Raw genomic sequence first — 20614 nt, forward strand, 5'->3', positions numbered from 1 at the left:
GACAAGACTCCAACAGTCAGCCTGCGGCTAGTAGTTCACCCGGCGCTCGATAAAGCGGAACTGTACTACCGTGAGTGCTACCACGATCGCCATCAAAATCACCGACTGCGCGGCGGATGACCCCAGGTTGAGGCCCACGAAACCATCGGCGTACACCTTGTACACCAGCGTATTCGTCGCTTGGGCAGGGCCGCCTTGGGTGGTGGCATGAATGATCCCGAAAGTATCGAACATCGCGTACACCACGTTCACCACCATCAGGAAGAAGGTGGTGGGCGACAGCAGAGGAAACACGATGGTCCAGAAGCGCTTCATGGGGCTGGCGCCATCGATGGCGGCGGCTTCGATGAGCGATTGGGGAATCGACTGCAGCCCGGCCAGGAAAAACAGGAAGTTATAGGAGATCTGTTTCCAGGCAGCGGCAAAAATTACCAGCAGCATGGCGTCTGCCCCTGAGGTGCGGTGATTCCACTGGTAGCCCACCATATCCAGCATGTAGGGCACGATGCCGATGGAGGGATTGAAGATGAACCACCACAGTACCCCGGCAATGGCGGGGGCAATGGCATAGGGCCATACCAGCAGTGTGGTGTAGGTGCTGCGCGAGCGAATCATGCGATTCACCGTGCAGGCCAGCAGCAGCGCCGCCGCCATGGACAGCAGCGTGGTGCCAATGGCAAAAATGGCCGTCACCGAGAGCGAATTGAGATAGTTGCCGTCACGAAACAGGCGGGCAAAATTCTCCAGCCCCACGAAGGTCGTGCGTAGCCCAAAAGCATCTTCACGAAGTAGCGACTGATAGAGCGCTTGTCCGGCCGGCCAGATAAAGAAAATCAGTGTAACAATGACCTGTGGAGCGAGTAGCGCGTAGGGCAAAACGCGCCCTGGGAAGGTCATGCGTTTGGTTTGCATAGGCGGTGTATCCTGCGATCAACAAAGGGCACGCGTAATGACGTCGCCGCCTGTCCGGGGACAGGCGGCGAAGCGGGCACTTACTTACTGATTCGCAGATTCGAAGTCGCGCAGTAGCTGGTTTCCGCGCTCTACGGCGGCATCGGCTGCTTCCTGGCCCGATTTGTTACCGGTCATCACCGCTTCCATCTCTTCGGAGATGATGTCGCGGATCTGGACGAAGTTGCCAAAGCGCAGGCCTTTGGAGTTCTCGGTGGGCTCGTTCAGCGTCATCTGCTTGAGCGAAATATCCGCACCGGGGTTCTCATCGTAGTAACCCTGCTCTTGGCTCAGATCCCAAGCGGCTTGCGTGATCGGCAGATAGCCGGTCTGCTGGTGCCACTCGGCCTGAACTTCCGGCTGGGAGAGATACTCGAAAAACGCTGCTACGGCGGCGTACTCCTCATCGGTGTGGCCTTGCAACGCCCACAAGGTAGCCCCGCCAATGATGGAGTTTTGCGGCGCACCTTCTACGTCGTCGTAGTAGGGCTGCATGCCAAAGCCCACTTCGAAGTCGGCATTGGCGGCGACGTCGGCACGGGAAGCAGAGGAGCCAAAGAAGATCGCGCACTCCTGGGAGTAGAACAGCGGTTCGGCATCCGGGCCAGAACCCGGGCCGCCCCATTTGAACGCCCCTGCGTCTTGCCAGGTTTTCAGGTTATCCCAGTGACGGGCGACCAGCTCGTTGTTGAAGTTCAGCTCGGTGTCCAGGCCGCCAAAGCCGTTTTCCAGCGTGCCCAGCGGGGAGTTGTGCATGGCGGAGAAGTTCTCCAGCATCACCCAGCTTGGCCACGAGGTGGTAAAGCCACAGTTGGCCGCACCCGATTCGGTAATTTGAGTGGCGTATTCTGCGACTTCTTCCCAGGTTTGCGGTGGCTGCTCCGGGTCTAACCCCGCTTCCTCGAACACATCACGGTTGTAGTACATGATGGGCGTGGAAGAGTTGAACGGAAACGACAGCATGTTGCCGTTGGTGTCGGTGTAGTAGCCCACCACGGCGGGCAGGAAGGCCTCGCGGTCGAACGCGCGGCCGTGGTCTTCCATCAGTTCGAACACCGGATAGATCGCCCCATCGGCGTTCATCATGGTGCCAGTGCCGACCTCGAACACCTGCAGAATGTGCGGCTGCTCGCCTGCGCGGAACGCTGCAATGGCGCCGGTCATGGTTTCGGTGTAGTTGCCGCGGTAGCTGGGCGTCACGCGGTACTCGTCTTGAGAGGCGTTGAACTCCTCGGTCATGCCTTCCAGAATTTCACCGAGTTGACCGCCCATGGCGTGCCACCAGGTCACTTCGGTAGCGGCATTGGCGGAAACACTGAACGTGGCGGTCGCCACACCGAGGGCAAGCGCGTGCAACGTGAAACGAGACATAACGGCTCCTTGTAGGTCGTGCGCAGTACGTTTATTAAGGTTTTTGGGTGCACTGAACAGTAGAAAGTGTAGATGACGCTTTCATGAATGCACGGTGAACTTGTCGTGACGGACAACATTCGGCGAGACGCTGGTAGCGCTCAGTAGGCAAAGCGCAAACGGGGTGCTAGGGTGGCAAAAAGCTTAATCAATGAGACTCACATGACCAACGCAACTGCGCTGCTGGGCCAACTGGTGGCGTTCGATACCACCTCCAGCGAGTCGAACCTGGCGCTCATCGAATTCGTCGAGGGCTACTTGGCCGACTACGGTATCAGCGCCGAACGGGTGATGAGCCCCTGCGGCACCAAAGCCAACCTGATTGCGCGCATTGGGCCTGATGCCCCTGGCGGCGTGTTGCTGTCAGGCCATACCGATGTGGTACCCGTGGACGGCCAGCCCTGGAGCAGCGACCCGTTCACTCTGCGCGATGGTGGCGACGGGCGTTTGTATGGGCGTGGCACCTGCGATATGAAAGGTTTCATTGCCTGCGCGCTCGCCAGGGTGCCCGCCTGGGCGAAGGCACCGCTGAAGCAGCCGATCTACTTCGGTTTCTCTTATGACGAAGAGATCGGCTGCGTGGGCGCCCCCAGCTTGATCAAGCGCTTTTATGAGCACTACTCCACCACGGCGCATGTGATCGTCGGCGAGCCCACCAGCATGCAGCCGGTGGTAGCGCAAAAGGGCGCGACCAACCTGCGTACTACCGTGATTGGCCGTGAAGCGCACAGCAGCCAGGTGAACCAAGGCACCTCCGCGATTCACGTCGCCGCCAGGTTGGTGACCTTCATCGAGGACACCATGGCCGCGCTGGTGGACGAGGGACGCGTGGATGAGGCGTTCAACGTGCCGCATACCAGCTTGCACGTCGGCAAGATCAAAGGCGGCACGGCGATCAACATCATGGCGCGGGAGTGCCAGTTCGAGTGGGAGGTTCGCCACCTTCCCACGGAGACCTTTGACGAGATTTACGCAAGGTTCAGCGACTATTGCGCCACGCTCAGTGAATCGCTCGGCGCTCAAGGCAAAACCGTCGAGATCACCACCGAGCCGCTGAACGTGACGGTACCGGGGCTGGCCGACCGAGACAATCAGCAGGTGCTGCGGTTAGCGCAGGACCATTTGCCGGACGGCTGCTGCCAGCACGCGGTGGCCTATGCCACGGAAGCCGGTCAGTTCCAGGGGCAGGGGCTGCAAACCATCATTTTAGGGCCGGGCAGTATTGCCCAGGCCCACCAGCCGGATGAGTACATCGACGCGGCGCAGCTAGATGCGTGCAGTCGCTTCATGCAGCGCTTGGGCCGCGCCATGGAAGCGCCTTTCACGGGCTAGCGATGGGTGATCTACGCCCCATAAAAAACACCCGCCGGTGTCATCGAGCGGGTGTTTTTTTGAGACGCTTACGGTCTGGCTGTCAGTGCTGATGCTGCTCTTCGTAAAGCTCGGCTTTCGCATGGCGCATCACATCTTCGCACGCCTGCTGCTGGGCAAGCTGGGTTAGCAGTCGTTGGGTAACTTCGAACCCTTTGCCCAAGCAGGTATCTACCTCGTCACGGCTCACCTTTGGCGAGACGCTGCAGTCGATTTTTAACGTACGGCCGCCGCCTTCGAGCCGGTCGGCAAGTTCTCTAAGCCGCCACGCGATTCGCTCTTTCCAGTTTGCTGATTCTTCCGCGCCTTCGTTTACGCTAAACGTGCACTGCCATTCCGGTTTGTAAACCTTCATAGGAGAACCTCCACTGCGTTTGGAAAGAATGATCGATCGTGTTGTCGTACTCCGTCTGTCTAGGGATCTTGCTCTGCTACTATACCCAACTCGGATGGATACCGAAACAAACCATCTACAGCGCCCGCGACATGCATAATCCAGAGCGACCCTTCTATGACGCACCTAGTACCTAAACGTTGCCCATGCGGCAGTGGGTTGTCGTTCGACGCCTGCTGCCGGCCCTACCATCAAGGGGAACGCCCACCCTCGCCCGAAGCGCTAATGCGCTCACGCTACTCGGCATTCGCGTTGAGTCAGCGTGATTACCTGCTGGCGACATGGCACGCGACGACCCGGCCGCCACAGCTACCGCTCGACCCAGAGACGCAGTGGATGTCCCTGGACATTGTCGACGCGCCCGTCGCGCAAAACGAGCAGGGAACGGTGCACTTTCGTGCCACGTTTCGCGAGCCGGGCGGTTGGCATGTGTTAGAGGAAGTCTCGCGCTTTGTTTGGGAAGAGGGCCGCTGGTGGTACGTCGATGGCACGCCTAGCGTGAAGCGTTTAAAACCGAGGCGTAATGAGCTTTGCCCTTGTGGTAGCAAACGTAAATTAAAGGTATGTTGCAAAGCGTAAGCACATCATTGCTAAGTCGCGTGAGGCATGAAGCGCCATGATCGTTTGGGTGAACAACGCTTTGAGAAGCGAGCAGTGGCAGACGATGAGGTCGTTAGCCATCTTGAGTGCGTTCTTGTTGGCTGCCATTGGTGCGTCCACCCAGGCCAGTGCCGAGGATGCGCCACACGCCCATGCCTTTCCGTCATCGGACATCGCTTTGGTGGTGCCTTTTGGGCGGGGCGGCGCCACCGATACGCTATTTCGTGTGATTGCCGAGCAAGCGCAACGCCATTTGAACACGTCCATCATAACGATGAATATGGCAGGTAACGGTGCCACCCTAGGTTCGCAGTTCGTGAAGCAGGCCGACCCCGATGGCTATACGCTGCTGGGCAGTCATCAAACCATTGATCTTGCCTATATCGCCGGGCTGTCCGATTACTCACACGATGCATTCGCGCCCATCGCTCTGTTGACCCGTACCGTCAACATTCCGGCCACCACGCCTGGCCATACGCTGACCCAGGCCAGTGACATCGCGGCGTACGTCGAGCAGCATCCCGGTGAATTGCTGGTGGGCATTATCCCCAGCTCGACGGATCACTTTTTCTGGCTGCACTTTTTTGAACAGGCGGGTATTGCGCCTGCCAACATACAGTTCGTGCGCTACCCCGATACCGGCGCCCAAGTCGTTGCACTCCTGGGCGGCGAATTGGATCTTGCGATGCTGAATTTACCCTCTGCTGGGGCGCTGTTCGAGCGTGGAGCACTGGTGCCCCTTGGCGTCGCCAACGATACGCGGCTATCGGCGTTGCCGGAAGTGCCGACACTAACCGAGCAGGGTATCGCGCTCATCAATACGACGGATCGAGGCCTCTTTGCGCCGCGAGATACACCTCCCGAGCGGCTGGAGCGATTGGCCCAGGCATTCGAGCAGGCGCTCCAGCAGCCTGCGCTGGTGGAGACGCTGCAGCATGCCCATGGTTCCTACGTCGATTTCATGCCCCGCGAAGCGTATGGCCGCTATCTCGATGATCGGTACGACCAGCTACAGCGGCTGGCTGACACCATGGGGTTTGAGCGGTAGGCCAGGGGGCATAGGACGCAAAGGAGAGAGCGTGTGCCGTTAAATACTCGTGATCTTGCAGCCGAAACGCTGCTATTAATTGCCTCGGCCACGCTGCTGCTGATGGGAGGCGCTGGCCTGCTGGTAGGTCTTTGGCTGCCCGAAACACTGTTTGGTCCCATGCTGGTGCCTGATGCATCGCTAGCGACACTGTTGATTGGCATCAGCTTGCTGGCCACGCTCTGCCAGGTGCACTGGCTGCGGCGGCTGAGTGCCGCCGGGCTGGGTGCGCTGCTGCTCTACACGCTGGTGCATAACGCAGTGGATGGCGGCGTGGCGCCATCTTGGGTAACACACGAAGAGCGCATGACGAGTGTGGCGTCGTGGATGCTCGTCTGGATGACTCTCTGCCTGTGGATGGGCGTCGGTAGCAGGTGGCGCCGCTTGTTCTGGCGCGTCGCTGGCGTTGGCCTGCTACTGTTTGGTGGATTGGTGGTGGCCCGTTTATGGTCGAGCGATGTCGGTGGTCGAGCGCTCTTCAGCTCGTCGCCCATTGCCGTGCTGGCTTTTATCGTGCTACTTGGGATCGCGCTGCTGGTTGCGGGCTGGCGGCATCGTGCCGAGCGCTTGAGCCCGGGTAAGCTGACGGTCGCAGTAGGGCTGGCAGGGGTGCTGGTGAGCAGTCTCGCTTGGTTGTTACTAAGCATGAATCAGCGCGCCACCATCGAGCAGCAGGCCAGTTATCTGTTGGATAACGTGCAACTCAACGCAGAGCAGGCCATGGCGGCACGCCTGCAGCTCATGCAACGCATGGCAGAGCGCCTCGGTACCTTGCCCGACGACCAGCGCCCGGCGCTACTGCAACAAGATACGCTGAGCTATTTCCGCGATACCTTGAGCTTGAATGCCATCGCCCTCGTCGATGCTCAAGAGGGCGTGGTATGGAGCCAGGGGCGTCAGTTGGGGCGGGATAGCTGGCTAGAAGAGCAGTTGGATAAACCCAGTGTTCGGGCATGGCTAGCGGTGCCCTTTGGTCGCCCGCGGCTGCTGCTGCCCGACAGCGATCAGCGCAGCATGATGGTGATGGCGCTGCCCGTTCCCAATCGTACTCAGCAGCTCTTGGCAGCCGTCGATTTGGGGACGCTGCTCAATCATGAACTAAGCTTGGCGCTGGGGCCTTTTCAGGTAGGGGTGAGCCGGGGTGAGCAACGGCTGATGATGCTGCACCCCTCAGGGTTCGCTGCGGAGAACGTAGAGTCACTCAGCAACGCCCTGGCAGCACGGCTTACCGGGCTACCGGGTGGTGTGAATTTAATGCTGCGTGCTTACCCAGGGCAGCACTACAACTGGTATCTGCTAGGGCTCATGCCTATCAGTGTCGCGATGGGCGGGTTGGTCATGAGTTGGCTGCTGGCCTTTAGTGTGGGTGTCGTAGGCGCCACCATTGCGCGCACGCGAGAACTGGCGGCGGCCCGCCATTCGCTGGAAGAGAACGAGCAGCGCTACCGCTCGCTATTCGTGCATCACCCAGACGCCGTTTTTTCTCTGGACCAACACGGCTATTTTCAAACGGCCAATACGACCTGTGCCGATGTCACTGGCTATCCGCTAGACGAGGTCGTGGGGCGACACTTCAGCGATTTTATTGCGCCGCCTGAGCGAGAGCGTATCAAAGCGCACTTCAAGCATGTGCTGCAGGGGGGCATCAGTCGTTACGAAGTGACCATGACCGACCGAGAGGCACAATACCGTATTCTCGACTTGATTAGCCTGCCCGTCTCGGTTAACGATAGTATCGAAGGGGTCTACTGCATTGCGCAAGACGTCACCGACAAGCGGCGTCAGCAGACGCGGCTGCGCACTCTAGAGCGCAGCGTAGAGGCGAGCGTCAACGGCGTGCTAATTGCAGACGCGCGCCAGCCTGACCTACCCATCATCTATGCCAACCAGGCGTTCAGCACGATGACGGGCTATACGCAGAGCGACGTGATTGGGCAGAACTGCCGTTTCCTACAAGGGCCCGAGAGCGATCCTGCCATGATTGCCAAACTACGGCGCGGTATTCAGGCGCAGCGCGAAACCCACGTTACGCTGTGCAATTACCGTAAAGATGGTACGCCGTTCTGGAACGATCTCCATATCGCCCCCGTGCGCGATAGCGAAGGACTCGTGACGCATTTCGTGGGGGTTCAGCACGATATCTCGCAACATAAAGCCTATGAAGCGCGGCTCGCCTATCACGCGACCCACGACGACCTCACCCGCCTGCCCAATCGCATGATGTTCGAAGAGACGCTGCACAAGCAGTTTGCAGCGGCCCAGGGCAGCGGTGAACGAATCAGTGTACTGTTCGTCGACTTGGACGACTTCAAGCCCATCAATGATACGTTAGGGCACGCCATAGGCGATCAGGTACTGATCGAAGTGGCGTCGCGGCTGCGCGCCGGGCTGCGCCAGGAAGATACGGTCGCCCGTCTAGGGGGCGATGAGTTCGTGCTGTTGATTACCGATATCGAGCAGGGCCAACAGGTCATCGACGTGGTCGAGCGGCTGCTCCCTGCGCTGGCAAAGCCGTACTGTCTAGAAGGGCACGAGCTGTACTTGACCGCCAGTGTGGGCATTGCCATGAGCCAACCCGATACGCTGCTGCCACAAACGCTGATTCAGCAGGCCGATATGGCCATGTACAAGGCCAAGCAGCAGGGGCGCAATGCCTACGCTTGGTTCAGTAGCGACATCAATGACCTAGCCAGCGAAAGGGTAAGCCTGCGTAACGATCTGCAAGAAGCGATTGACCACCAAGGCTTCGAGCTTCACTACCAGCCGCTGATGGACCGGCATGGCAAGATTGCCAGTGTGGAGGCGCTGCTACGCTGGCCGCACCCCAGCAAAGGTTATATTTCGCCAGCACGTTTCATTCCCCTGGCGGAAGCCACTGGGCAAATCATGCCGATCAGCGAATGGGTGCTGCAGCGTGCTTGCCAAGACATGCTGGCGCTACAGCGCGGCGGCCTTGGTACGCTGCGTGTGGCGGTCAACCTCTCGCCGTTACAGTTCCACCGAGACAACTTTTTGGCCACGCTTCGCCAAACACTCGCCGAGACTGGTCTACCCGCCGAGCAGTTGTCACTGGAGCTGACCGAGGGCATTTTGATGGATAACACAGCGTCCGCCATCGAGATATTACATGCCCTGCGCAACATGCGGGTCAGTGTCTCCATCGATGACTTTGGCACTGGCTACTCGAGCTTGAGTTACCTTAAACATCTACCTATCAGTACGGTAAAAATCGACCGCAGTTTCATTCACGAACTGACCAACAGCAGTGACGATGCCGCCATCGTGCAAGGGATCATCTCCATGGCCCACCACCTGGGGCTAAGCGTCGTGGCCGAGGGCGTCGAGACCCACGAGCAGCACCAGCGGCTGTTAAGCTATCACTGCGATGGTTTCCAAGGCTTTGGGTTGGCCAGGCCCATGCCACTTGCCGAGCTCGAACGCTTGCTGGCTGCCCAGGAAAGGGCCACCACGCCCGTCAACCAATGAGTCGCCATGGATAAGAGTTCATCGCCGCAGTGGTATCTCTACTTGCTAGAGTGTCAGCGTGGTACCTACGTAGGCATCACTAACGACCTCGCCAAGCGCTACCGCGCCCATGCCACGGGTAAGGGAGCGCGCTATACCCGAGCGAATCCGCCGCTGGCGCTGCTTGGCGCGCAGCCGTTTGCCGATCGGGCAGCGGCAAGCCAGGCAGAGTACCGGTTGAAGCAGCAGTCGCCGGACCAAAAACGCCGCTGGGCGGCGAAGTGGCCAGTGACGTATGAAGAGTAAGGAGCCCTGATGCTGACGTTTTTCTCCGAAGGTAGCCGCCTGCGCCAAGCGCAAAGCGAGCTGCACGATGGTGCCTTGGTCACCCCCTTTGAGTGCCCGGAACGCATCGACTTGGTGCTGGCCGCCCTGCGCCAAGCCGCGTTCGATGTCCGCGCGCCTAGCAATTACGGCTTGGCGCCCGTGCTGGCGGTGCACGATGCCGACTACGTCGCGTTCTTGGAACGCTGCTGGCCGGCGTGGCAAGCGGCGGGCCACGCTGGCGAGGCGATTCCCAACATTTGGCCCGCCCGAACGATGCGCGGCGACCGTATTCCCCAGTCGGTGAGCGGCCAGTTGGGCTACTACGCTCTGGCCGCCGAAACATCGATTACGGCAGGCACCTTTGCCGCGGCTCTGGCGAGTAAGGATACGGCCCTGGCAGCGGTCGATCACACCCTGGCGTCGGGCGATCCGACCTTTGGACTGTGCCGCCCGCCAGGCCACCACGCGGCGATAGATCAGTTTGGCGGCTACTGCTTTTTCAACAATGCCGGCATCGCCGCCCAACGTGCGCTGGACGCTGGCAAGCGCCGCGTGGCAATTCTGGATGTGGACTTTCACCACGGTAACGGCACCCAACAGATCTTCTATCGCCGTGACGATGTGCTGTTCGCTTCCCTGCACGGCGATCCTGACGTGACCTTCCCCTACTTCTCTGGCTACGCCGATGAAACCGGTGAGGGAGCAGGCGACGGCTTCACGATCAATTACCCGTTGCCGCCGGGCACTTCCGTTGCCACCTGGATGGCCGCGTTGGATGAAGCTTTGGCGCGCATCCATCAAGCGGAGTGCGAGCTGCTGGTGGTGTCGCTGGGCGTGGACATTTTCGAAGGTGACCCGATCAGTGCCTTTACCTTTCAGCACGCCGACTTCATTGCCCTCGGTCAACGTCTCGCGGCCGCTGGGCTACCCTGCGTATTTCTAATGGAAGGGGGGTATGCCGTCGAAGATATCGGGATTAACGTGGTGAACGTATTGCAGGGTTTTGAAGAGGTCGCCCAGAGAGTGAAATGAGGCAGTAAAGTGACAGTTGCACGAAATTCGGGCAGTCTTATGCCTTTTTGGCCTATGCTATAGGTCGACATCTATTTTGTTAATTTGATCGTTCAAAGTGGGAGCGGCACGTGGCAGTTTACGGCGGTATTCAGGCACATGAAGTGGAGCGTTGGCTCAATGCCCTCACCAACGCGGCCTACGACCGACGCTGCCCGCTCTCCAAGGTGCACGGCGGTAATGCCCGTGCACGGACTGCCCGTCAGGATTTACTGCACCTTGCGACCGTGTTTCGCGGCGGCGAGTGTCCCCGGGAAGCCGTGGCCGATGGCCTCAGCCGCTGGTGCCAGCACTATCTCACGGAAGCGGAGTGGTACGTGTTGGTCGGCGGGCGCAGGCCGCCAGTGCCGCCCAATGAGACGGCATCCATCGATGAACAAGCCGCTGACGAGGCATTAGCAGTGCTTTACCAGCATCGCGTGGGTTAACCCACGACCGCTTGCACTGTTACAATGGATGAATGAACAGTGCTTCTGCCGCCCCGGCGACCGCCTCTCTCGATGATCCCTTCTACTACTTAGCGAATTTTCGCTTCGTGGTCGCGTGGGTGCAGGCGCGCCACGGTGATCTACTCAGCGCCGATGAGCACCACGCGCTCGAGCAGTGGTCGCAGTTGCCACGCGCTTCTCAAGCGCTGCTGGTACGCATGGTGATGCGTAAAGGCGAGCTGTTTCGCTTGGATAAGCTCAGCTATCCTGAAATTGGCGATACGCATCAGGCGTTGGCGCCACTGTTAGCCCTTGGCTGGGTGAGTGACGCACCGCTGTTAACCATTGAGGAGTTGTTTCGGCTGCTGCGCTTGAGCGAGCTACGCGACGCCTTGAGAGCCTCTATTCGTTCCGCCGGTCTGGCGTCTAATGCCACTAAAACCGCACTTCAGACGGCGTTAACGCCGGTACTCACCGATGCACTGCCGCTGCGCCAGTGGTGGCCAGAAGCGTCGACGCGTATCGTGCGACTCAACGTCATGGCGCTATGCGACCGCCTGCGGCTGATGTTCTTTGGCAACGTGCGCCAAGATTGGGCTGAGTTCGTGCTCACTGAGCTGGGCCTACAGCGTTTTGAACAGGTTCCGCTGACCGCAGAGTCTCGCGCGTTTCAGCGCCGGGAAGAGGTGGACACCTACCTCACGCTGCACCGCCTGCGCGAGCGTCTGGAAAATGGCGAATCTCCCGAGCAGCTGGCTGCAGAGGTGCCCGCCGCCTTTGGTAACCGCTGGCTAGACGCCCGCCGTTCGCGGCTGCTGTTGACCCTGGGCCGCACGGCAGAGCGCAGTGGCAACGTTGAGCAGGCGTTGTCGCTTTACGCCGAAGCGAATAACAGCGAGGCGCGTATACGTAGGCTGCGCGTACTGGAGCGCATTGGCCGTTACTCGGAAGCTTATGAACTCGCCCAGGTCGCGCTGGAGCAGGCAGGGGAGGGTGAGGCCCAAGCGCTGAGTCGCTTGCTACCGCGCTTGGCACGCAAGCTGGCGTTGCCCTCCCCACAGGCCGTCAAGGCGGCCGAGGCGCCGACCTATGTGTTGGAGCTTGCTGGTCCGCAACCAGTAGAACGCGCCGTTGCCGAGCACTTATCCACCGCCACTGCCCCGGTGTTCTATGTGGAAAATGGACTAATCACCGGGCTGTTTGGTCTGCTGCTCTGGCCTGTGATGTTCAAACCGCTACCGGGCGCGTTTTTTCATCCGTTCCACAGCGGCCCTGCGGATTTATACCGCGAGGATTTCGTCGTCCAGCGCCAAGCCGAGATCGACGCCTGCTTGGCGCAGTTAGACGACGGGCGTTACCGCGAGACGATTCGGGCCACCTGGCACGCCAAACAGGGCATTACCTCGCCCTTCGTGCACTGGGGACTCCTGAACGAGCCGCTGCTAACGGCGGCACTTGACTGTCTGCCCGCTGAACACCTGCGGGCCTGCTTTATCCGCTTGTTGAGTGATCTAAAGCACAACCGAGCGGGCCTGCCCGATCTCATTCAACTGATACCCGATGCGCCCGATGGGGAGCTTCGCTATCGCATGATCGAAGTGAAAGGCCCCGGCGACCGGCTACAGGATAACCAGCGCCGCTGGATCGACTTCTTCTGCCGCCACGACATACCCGTCGAAGTGTGCCACGTGCGCTGGCAGCCCGTGCCATGAGCCGCTATCGGGTGGCGGTGCGCACGCTGTGCGACTTCACCGCGCGCGAAGGTGATCTCGACCACCGCTTCACTCCCTCGCCCAGCGCCCAAGCGGGTATCGAGGGGCACGCTCTGGTGGCCAAACGGCGGGAAAACATAGCGGGTTACGAGGCCGAACTTCCTCTCTCCGGTGAGTATCAGGGGCTACACGTGTCTGGCCGCGCCGATGGTTTCGATGTGGCGGCCAACTGTGTCGAAGAGGTCAAGACCCATCGCGGTAGCCTAACGCGCATGGCCGATAACCAGCGGTCGCTCCACTGGGCGCAGGTAAAGATGTACGGGGCGCTGCTTTGCGCGGAGCGGGATTTGCCGCACATTACGTTGGCGCTGGTATACCTGAATATCGACAGTGGCCAGGAAACGCGGCTGACGCTCGAGGCTAGCAACGAGGAATTATCAGCGTTTTTTGTCGACCAGTGCCAACGCTTTTTAGCCTGGGCCGAGCAGGAGGCCGCCCACCGTGAGCGTCGCGATGGGTGGCTCACCACGCTGACCTTTCCTCACGCGGATTTTCGCCCCGGCCAGCGGGCACTGGCCGAGGATGTCTTCAAAGCCGCCAGCACCGGGCGCTGCCTGCTGGCCCAGGCGCCCACTGGTATCGGCAAAACCCTGGGCACGCTGTTCCCTATGCTCTCCGCGATGCCCCGTCAGCGGCTCGACCGCATCGCCTTTCTCACCATGAAAACCCCAGGCCGCCGCTTGGCGTTGGATGCTTTGGCGAGCTTGGATGCTCCCACGCAGCCGCTGCGTGTGCTGGAACTGGTAGCCCGTGAAAAAGCGTGTGAGTACCCGGGTACCGCCTGCCAGGGCGATACCTGCCCGTTGGCCAGGGGGTTTTACGATCGCTTGTCTGCCGCTCGCCAAGTCGCGGTAGAGAAAAGCTGGCTAGACCGCGAAGCACTGCGCGAGGTAGCGCTGGCACATCACGTCTGCCCCTACTATTTGGGCCAGGAGCTGGCCCGCTGGGCCGATGTGGTCGTGGGGGATGTCAATCACTGGTTCGATAGCCATGCGCTTCTGCACGGGCTTGCCCAGGCCAACGACTGGCGGGTGGGCCTACTGGTGGATGAGGCGCATAACCTGGTAGAGCGCGCTCGTGGCATGTACAGCGCCGCCCTCACCCAGCAGCGCTTGAGCTATCTGCGCCGCCAATCCCCACCCGCCTTAGCCAAGCCGTTGGCCCGAGTGGGCAGGCAGTGGCAGGCGCTCAACAAAGAGACGGCCGAGCACGCACCAGAGCGCCGCTACCATGTGTTGGAGGCACTGCCCACCAAGCTGGTGGGGGCGCTGCATGCCCTGGCCGGGGCCATCACGGACTATCTCGTGGAGCATCCCGACGAAGTGAATCAGGCGCTTCAGGAACTGCTGTTCGAAGCACTGGCGTTCTGTCGCTTAGCGGAATCGTTCGGCGACCACTCGCTGTGCGATTTGGAGATTCAAGGTAAGGGACGTGCGGTGCTTGGGCTGCGCAATGTGATACCGGCGGATTTTCTTGCCCCCCGTTTTGAGCGTGCCCACTGTGCGGTGCTGTTTTCGGCCACGCTGACGCCTTTTCACTACTACCGGAACCTGCTGGGTCTTCCCGAACAGAGTGTTTGGCGTGAGGTAGACTCGCCGTTCGTGGCGTGCCAACTAGAGGTGCAGTTACGCACCGACATTTCCACGCGCTATCACCATCGTGTGGCGTCGGTAACGCCCATCGTGGCTACCCTGGCAGCGCAGTACCGGCGCACGCCGGGCCACTATTTGGCCTTTTTAAGCAGTTTTGCATACCTAGAACAGGTGATGCGTGCGTTCGAGTTGGCGCACCCTGAGATTCCGGCTTGGGCGCAAACACGCAGTATGCAGGAACCCGAGCGTGATGCGTTTCTAGCTCGCTTTGCACCGGGTGGGAAAGGGATTGGCTTTGCCGTATTGGGCGGCGCCTTTGCGGAGGGAATCGATTTGCCCGGTGATCGATTGATTGGTGCCTTTGTGGCGACGCTCGGCTTACCCCCCTTCAACGACTTCAACGAAGCGCTCAAGGCACGGCTGCAGGCGCGGTTCGGTCAAGGTGATGACTATACCTATCATATCCCCGGTATGATCAAAGTGGTGCAAGCCGCCGGGCGCGTGATCCGCAGCCCTGAAGATGAGGGGGTTGTGGTGTTAATGGATGATCGCTTCGCTCAGAACAAAGTGCGCGCCTTACTGCCGCGTTGGTGGCAGTTAAGCTGATCGTTACCTAAAGCACCATCAGGTTGCCTGATACGCTAATGAGCTAACCTATCATTAAATCGATAGAATATTGTTATTTATAATAAACGTGTATTGGGGCGTCGTGTGCGCCCGGCAATAAATATTGATCTATATCAATGTTTCGACACTTTCTCTAGCAATCTCTAAACGTCCAAGCGGGAGTGCCGATAAACACGTTAGTCACCCTATCGTCAGAACGCCCTTCTACTGATAGCAAGACATCTATCTAGGTCGCGCTTGTGGCCTGTTGTTCCGTACTCACGTGGAAGACGCTAACGTGCTGAAAAACATATCGATCAAGGCAAGTCTGATCACCATCTTAGGACTCTTCGCGGCTTTTATACTGCTGGTGGCCGGGCTGGGCTACCTCAGTAGTTCTAAAGCGTCCGACGCACTCGAAGAGCTCAATAGAATCAACGTTAAACAGCTGAACGCGCTTAATCGAGCGCAGGTCAACGTGGCCGACACCCAGCTGTTTTTCTTGAATCATCTCGATGCCTTGAGCGAAGGAGAGACCGCGCTTGCCAGCGCCCACCTAGAAAAAGCCAATCAAACGCTTCAGATGGCTAAACAGTATTTCGAAGATTTCTTGGCCGTGCCGAAATCAGCACAGGGCCAACCCTATGCCGATGCTATCGAGGCAGCGTTTACACAGCTCGTTGCCAATGGTTTGGAGCCGCAATATACCGGACTCGACAATCGTAATGAAGCTGCGTTTCGTGCCGCTAAAACGACCGGCGATCAGCTCAACCTAGCGTACATGGCCGCAAATGAAGCCTTTATCGCCTATGCTCGTCAGCGCGGCCAGAGCCTCATGGATGATTATCAACAGAGCAGAACCATCAATACGTATGTGGAGATCGCTGTGCTGCTGTTTGTGGCGCTGTGTATCGCGCTGGTGCTCATGGGCATGATGCGTGTCGTCCTGCGTCCGCTCAAAGAGGCGGGGCAGCATTTCGAGCGCATTGCGCAAGGCGATCTATCGCACAGCATTGCCGACCGTGGCCGTAACGAAATTGGCCAACTCTTTTCGGCGATGCGACACATGCAAACGGGACTGTCGCAAACGGTCTCTTCCGTACGTGATAGCAGTGGCTCGATCCACATTGGCGCACGCGAAATTGCCGGGGGTAACGCTGATCTGTCTTCCCGCACTGAGCAGCAGGCCGCTTCCCTCGAGGAGACCGCTGCCAGCATGGAGCAGCTAACGGCGACGGTGAAGCAAAACTCCGACAATGCGCGTCAAGGCAGTACGTTGGCAAGCGAAGCGTCGGCGACGGCTGCCCAGGGTGGCGAGGCCGTCGAGCAAGTGGTCGTGACCATGCACGGCATTGCCGACAGCTCCCGAAAAATCAGCGATATCATTGGCGTCATTGACTCTATTGCGTTCCAAACCAATATTTTGGCGCTCAATGCGTCGGTGGAAGCGGCGCGCGCAGGGGAGCAAGGCAGGGGGTTCGCGGTGGTCGCGACCGAAGTGCGTAATCTTGCCAGCCGCAGTGCCGATGCTGCCAAAGAGATCAGAGCACTGATCGAAACATCGGTAGGGCAGGTGGAGCAAGGGTCGCAGCTGGTAGAAGGCGCCGGGCAGACCATGGAGGCCATTATGGCGTCCGTGAAGCGCGTCGCCGATATCATGGATGAAATTTCCGCGGCCTCGACCGAACAAAGTGACGGCATCGAGCAGGTGAACCAAGCCATCGCACAAATGGATGAAGTCACCCAGCAAAACGCGGCGTTGGTTCAAGAGTCCGCCTCAGCGGCAGCATCTTTAGAAGAGCAAGCTGCCCATTTGGAGCGCGCAGTCGCTACGTTCAAACTATCGGCCCACGAAGCTCGTCACTCGCTTCCCATCGCGCGCGCGCCAGCGCAGGCTCCGGCAAAGCCCACCGCTTCACCGGCCAAGAAAAACCGTGCCGATGTGGCCGAACCGGAGTGGGAGGCGTTTTAAGCACGCGCCTGCCGTCCCCCCTATCCGCGTGGCTGGGGGGATGCCAACAAAAACGGCCACTTGCTTAGAGAGCGAAGTGGCCGTTTTCATTGAATTCTTTGGTCGGAATAGCAGGATTCGAACCTACGACCTCTGCCTCCCGAAGGCAGCGCTCTACCAAGCTGAGCTATATTCCGAAGGTTGCTAAGACATGCTCAACAACGGGACGAATCATACGCAGGGAAGGGGCTTTTTTCAAGCCCCTTTTGCGTGGTTTGTGCCGCGAGGCCGATCTCGACGGTTAGGCTTGGCGGTCGACGGCCAAGCGGGCAAGCTGCGCCATACTATCGCGGTAGGCGCTGGGGGGTAAGGCGTCGAGCTCTGCTAGCGCTTTGTCCGCCATCTCTTCTGCCCGGGCGCGAGTATATTCGAGGGCGCCGGTGGCGTGAATGATCGCCAGCACCTCGTCCAGTTGCTCCAGGCCGCCTTTACGGATCACCTGGCGAATCATCTTGGCTTGCTCAGGGGTGCCACGCTCCATGGCATGAATGAGGGGCAAGGTAGGTTTACCTTCGGCGAGGTCGTCTCCCACGTTCTTACCCATGGCATCAGCGTCGCCCTGGTAATCCAGCAGGTCGTCGATCAATTGGAAAGCGAGGCCCAGATAGCGGCCGTAGTGCTGCAGGGCGCGCTCTTGCTCGGACGTGGCGTCGGCGAGCACGGCGCCGCTATGAGAAGCGGCTTCAAACAGCATCGCGGTTTTGCCTTGTATCGTCTCGAAGTAGTCCGTCTCGGAAATGCTGGGATTACCGATGTTGGTCAACTGCAGCACCTCGCCTTCCGCGATGACGCAGGTCGCGCCCGATAGAATCGCCATGATGCGCATGGAACCGACGTCGACCATCATTTGAAACGAGCGGGAGTAGAGAAAGTCGCCTACCAGGACCGAGGGCGCATTACCCCAGGCGTCGTTGGCGGTTTTTTTGCCTCGACGCATGTGCGACTCATCCACCACGTCGTCATGCAGTAGCGTCGAGGTATGCATGAACTCGATGAGGGTGGCGAGGGTAATGTGTTTGTCACCCTCATAGCCTAACGCACGTGCCGCCAGCAGGACCAACAGCGGACGCAGGCGCTTGCCGCCGCTGTCGATGATGTATTGGCCGATGGTTTCGACCAGCGGCACTTTAGAGTTGAGCTGCGCCACGATGGTGCGGTTGACGGCATCAAAGTCATCCGCCACCACGGCGTGCAGCGGTGAAGGCGAAGGGCTGGCAGGCGAGGTGGGGGAGACGTTGGCTGTCATGGGTTCCGTTCATTGCGGCGGGTAAAAGGTTGAAGCCATGCTATGGGGCTGCCTGTAAGGCGTCAAGGCATAGCGCGGCGGGGAGGGCGCATGAGCGATTGACAAACCCCAGTGGCCTTGTGGTATGCAGCGATAGTCGTTATAATCCGCGACCCACTCATCATGCTCCCTGTCAGATGGTTGCCAAAAGGGGCGCCACTCGCAGCAGGTCGATAAGAGCGGAAGGCGATGAGCGTTGGTTACGCGGGGCGTAACCGGCATTAACGACAAGTCCGGAGAGCGACATGTACGCAGTTATCAAAAGCGGTGGCAAACAGTACCGCGTTCAAGAAGGTCAGACCCTCAAACTCGAGAAAATCGAAGTCGCTACCGGCGAAACGATTGAGTTTGATGAAGTGCTGCTGGTTGCAGACGGCGACGACGTCAACGTTGGCGCTCCGCTGGTAAGCGGTGCCAAGGTGTCCGCCGAAGTCGTTTCCCACGGCCGTGGCGACAAAGTCACCATCATCAAGTTCCGCCGCCGGAAGCACCACATGAAGCGTCAGGGCCACCGTCAGTGGTTCACTGAAGTCAAAATTACCGGAATTTCTGCGTAAGCAGTCACTTCCCTTTAGGAGGATTTTGCAATGGCACATAAAAAGGCAGCCGGCTCCACGCGTAACGGTCGCGATTCCGAATCCAAACGCCTTGGTGTGAAACTGTACGGTGGCCAAGCGGCAACCGCCGGTAACATCATCGTTCGTCAGCGCGGCACGCGTTTCCATGCTGGCACGGGCGTTGGCGTTGGTCGCGACTACACGCTGTTCGCGCTGAACGATGGCGTCGTGAAGTTCGAGACCAAAGGTCCGAAGAACCGTAAATTCGTCAGCATCGTGTCTGCCTAAGCAGCCACGATCGCGGTGTGTAAGTTATCTTGGGTAATTTACGCAGTGTGAAGATGACGAAAAAAAGCCCCGCCATGGCGGGGCTTTTTTGTCTTTTCGATCCCTTTGGCCCGCATGAAGCGGGAGGGATAGTGTAGTGGTAGTCAGGGCGGCGGAAGCGGCCGGGAGAATCCAATGCAGTTCGTCGATGAAGCCTCGATCATTGTTGAGGCAGGTAAAGGCGGCAATGGCTGTCTGAGCTTTCGCCGCGAGAAATATGTGCCCAAAGGGGGCCCTGATGGTGGCGATGGCGGCCACGGAGGCAGCGTCTATCTGATTGGTGATGATGCGCTCAACACCTTGATTGATTTCAAGTTTCAGCGTTTCTACAAAGCTGAAAACGGTCAGGGCGGTATGGGTCGCCAGATGAGCGGTAAAGCCGGGGAAGATCTGCACGTCAAAGTGCCGGTGGGCACCACGGTGATCGATGAAGATACCCTCGAGGTGATTGCCGACGTGACGGAAATCGGTCAGGTCGTGCTGGTGGCCGAAGGTGGTCGCCGTGGGTTGGGTAACATTCACTTCAAGTCTTCTACCAATCGCGCACCGCGTCGTACCACGCCAGGCACCGAAGGTGATCGCCGCAATTTGCGCCTGGAAATGAAGGTAATGGCGGACGTGGGCCTGCTCGGCATGCCCAACGCCGGTAAGTCGACGCTGATTCGGTCGGTGTCGGCGGCCAAGCCGAAGGTGGCCAACTACCCGTTCACCACGCTGGTGCCAAACCTGGGCGTGGTCAAGCTGGGGATGCACGAGCACTTCGTGATGGCCGACGTTCCGGGACTGATCGAAGGAGCTTCCGATGGCGCGGGTCTGGGGCTGCGCTTCTTGAAGCACCTGACCCGTACGCGGCTGCTGTTCCACGTGGTGGATGTGGCGCCGTTCGACGAGTCCGATCCGGTCGAGGCTGCCCAGGCCATCGTGCACGAGCTGGGCCAGTTCTCCCCGGCGCTCTCCGAGCGGCCGCGCTGGCTGGTGTTGAACAAGTTTGACCTGCTGCCGGAAGAGGAGCGCGAAGCGCGGGCCCAGGCGATCATCGAGGCGTTGAACTGGGACGGTCCGGTGTTCCGTATTTCGGCGATCAGCAGCGAAGGCACTGACAAGCTGGTGCAGGCGGCGTACCGCTGGCTCACCGAGCAGCAGCGTCTGGAAAACGAAGACGAAGAGGCCCATGCCCGCGAGCAGGAGATGCGTCGCCGCATGGAAGAGGAGTCGGTGGCCCGCACCGAAGCTCGCCTTGGCCGTCGCCGCAAGCGCGATGACGACGAAGACGATGACGATTTCGACGACGATGATTACGATGTCGAAGTAGAGTACGCCCCGTAAACGGCAGGCATGCCGACCAGGATGAATCGCGTGA

The 20614-nt window shown here is 59.5% G+C and carries 17 protein-coding genes and 1 tRNA gene; 13 read left to right on the forward strand and 5 right to left on the reverse strand.

All coding sequences use genetic code 11. From position 1 onward, the window contains the following. Positions 1-27: 27 nt before the first annotated feature. Both ugpA and ugpB read right to left on the reverse strand, forming a co-directional pair. A complete protein-coding gene (gene ugpA / locus GYM47_RS01255; protein WP_139527908.1) occupies positions 28-912 on the reverse strand; it encodes a sn-glycerol-3-phosphate ABC transporter permease UgpA in 885 nt (294 codons plus the stop codon). Between the two features lie 84 nt (positions 913-996). Next, entirely contained in the window at positions 997-2322 is a 1326-nt protein-coding gene (gene ugpB, locus GYM47_RS01260; protein ID WP_153843215.1) for a sn-glycerol-3-phosphate ABC transporter substrate-binding protein UgpB, read from the reverse strand. A gap of 201 nt (positions 2323-2523) precedes the next feature. On the opposite strand from ugpB, the gene argE reads away from it, so the two are divergent. Beyond that, complete coding sequence (gene argE / locus GYM47_RS01265) at positions 2524-3693, forward strand: acetylornithine deacetylase (protein WP_153843214.1); 1170 nt, start codon at positions 2524-2526, stop codon at positions 3691-3693. 82 nt (positions 3694-3775) lie between these two features. Here the strand turns inward: argE and GYM47_RS01270 are convergent, their stop codons facing one another. Next, entirely contained in the window at positions 3776-4087 is a 312-nt protein-coding gene (locus GYM47_RS01270) for a hypothetical protein (RefSeq protein ID WP_139527911.1), read from the reverse strand. 156 nt (positions 4088-4243) lie between these two features. Here GYM47_RS01270 and GYM47_RS01275 point away from each other — a divergent pair, with 156 nt between their 5' ends. From GYM47_RS01275 to GYM47_RS18445, 9 genes are all read left to right on the forward strand, one after another. Further along, the gene (locus GYM47_RS01275; RefSeq protein ID WP_153843213.1) at positions 4244-4705 is read left to right on the forward strand and encodes a YchJ family protein; all 462 of its coding nucleotides are present in this window, start codon (positions 4244-4246) and stop codon (positions 4703-4705) included. Positions 4706-4742: 37 nt separating this feature from the next. Beyond that, positions 4743-5774, forward strand: a complete 1032-nt coding sequence (locus tag GYM47_RS01280) for a Bug family tripartite tricarboxylate transporter substrate binding protein (protein ID WP_231128597.1) — start codon at positions 4743-4745, stop codon at positions 5772-5774. Positions 5775-5807: 33 nt separating this feature from the next. Then, positions 5808-9299 carry a putative bifunctional diguanylate cyclase/phosphodiesterase gene (locus GYM47_RS01285; RefSeq protein WP_153843212.1) on the forward strand — a complete coding sequence of 1164 codons (3492 nt, stop codon included), beginning with the start codon at positions 5808-5810 and terminating at the stop codon, positions 9297-9299. Between the two features lie 6 nt (positions 9300-9305). Beyond that, positions 9306-9584 (forward strand): GIY-YIG nuclease family protein, encoded by a 279-nt coding sequence (locus tag GYM47_RS01290; protein ID WP_139527915.1) that lies wholly within the window; start codon positions 9306-9308, stop codon positions 9582-9584. Positions 9585-9593: 9 nt separating this feature from the next. Further along, positions 9594-10637 (forward strand): histone deacetylase family protein, encoded by a 1044-nt coding sequence (locus tag GYM47_RS01295; RefSeq protein WP_153843211.1) that lies wholly within the window; start codon positions 9594-9596, stop codon positions 10635-10637. A gap of 110 nt (positions 10638-10747) precedes the next feature. Further along, complete coding sequence (locus GYM47_RS01300) at positions 10748-11104, forward strand: hypothetical protein (protein ID WP_153843210.1); 357 nt, start codon at positions 10748-10750, stop codon at positions 11102-11104. Between the two features lie 32 nt (positions 11105-11136). Continuing rightward, positions 11137-12816 carry a VRR-NUC domain-containing protein gene (locus tag GYM47_RS01305; protein WP_153843209.1) on the forward strand — a complete coding sequence of 560 codons (1680 nt, stop codon included), beginning with the start codon at positions 11137-11139 and terminating at the stop codon, positions 12814-12816. Beyond that, positions 12813-15074, forward strand: a complete 2262-nt coding sequence (locus GYM47_RS01310; RefSeq protein ID WP_153843208.1) for an ATP-dependent DNA helicase — start codon at positions 12813-12815, stop codon at positions 15072-15074. Before GYM47_RS01305 ends, GYM47_RS01310 begins: the two co-directional genes overlap by 4 nt. Positions 15075-15372: 298 nt before the next feature. Next, entirely contained in the window at positions 15373-17046 is a 1674-nt protein-coding gene (locus tag GYM47_RS18445; protein ID WP_269202174.1) for a methyl-accepting chemotaxis protein, read from the forward strand. Positions 17047-17145: 99 nt separating this feature from the next. On the opposite strand, the gene GYM47_RS01320 is transcribed toward GYM47_RS18445, so the two are convergent. After that, positions 17146-17222, reverse strand: a tRNA-Pro gene (locus tag GYM47_RS01320). A gap of 104 nt (positions 17223-17326) precedes the next feature. Further along, complete coding sequence (gene ispB / locus GYM47_RS01325) at positions 17327-18331, reverse strand: octaprenyl diphosphate synthase (protein WP_153843207.1); 1005 nt, start codon at positions 18329-18331, stop codon at positions 17327-17329. 284 nt (positions 18332-18615) lie between these two features. Between ispB and rplU the strand changes: the two genes are divergently transcribed. The 3 genes from rplU to cgtA all read left to right on the forward strand — a co-directional run bounded on the left by rplU (position 18616) and on the right by cgtA (position 20580). Further along, positions 18616-18927, forward strand: coding sequence for a 50S ribosomal protein L21 (gene rplU, locus GYM47_RS01330; RefSeq protein WP_139527921.1), 312 nt, complete (start codon positions 18616-18618; stop codon positions 18925-18927). Between the two features lie 30 nt (positions 18928-18957). Further along, on the forward strand, positions 18958-19215 hold the full coding sequence (rpmA, locus tag GYM47_RS01335; protein ID WP_139527922.1) for a 50S ribosomal protein L27: 258 nt from the start codon (positions 18958-18960) through the stop codon (positions 19213-19215). A gap of 174 nt (positions 19216-19389) precedes the next feature. Then, positions 19390-20580, forward strand: a complete 1191-nt coding sequence (gene cgtA, locus GYM47_RS01340; RefSeq protein ID WP_139527923.1) for an Obg family GTPase CgtA — start codon at positions 19390-19392, stop codon at positions 20578-20580. Positions 20581-20614 lie beyond the last annotated feature (34 nt).

The sequence above is a fragment of the Vreelandella piezotolerans genome (assembly GCF_012427705.1).
Lineage (GTDB): Bacteria > Pseudomonadota > Gammaproteobacteria > Pseudomonadales > Halomonadaceae > Vreelandella > Vreelandella piezotolerans.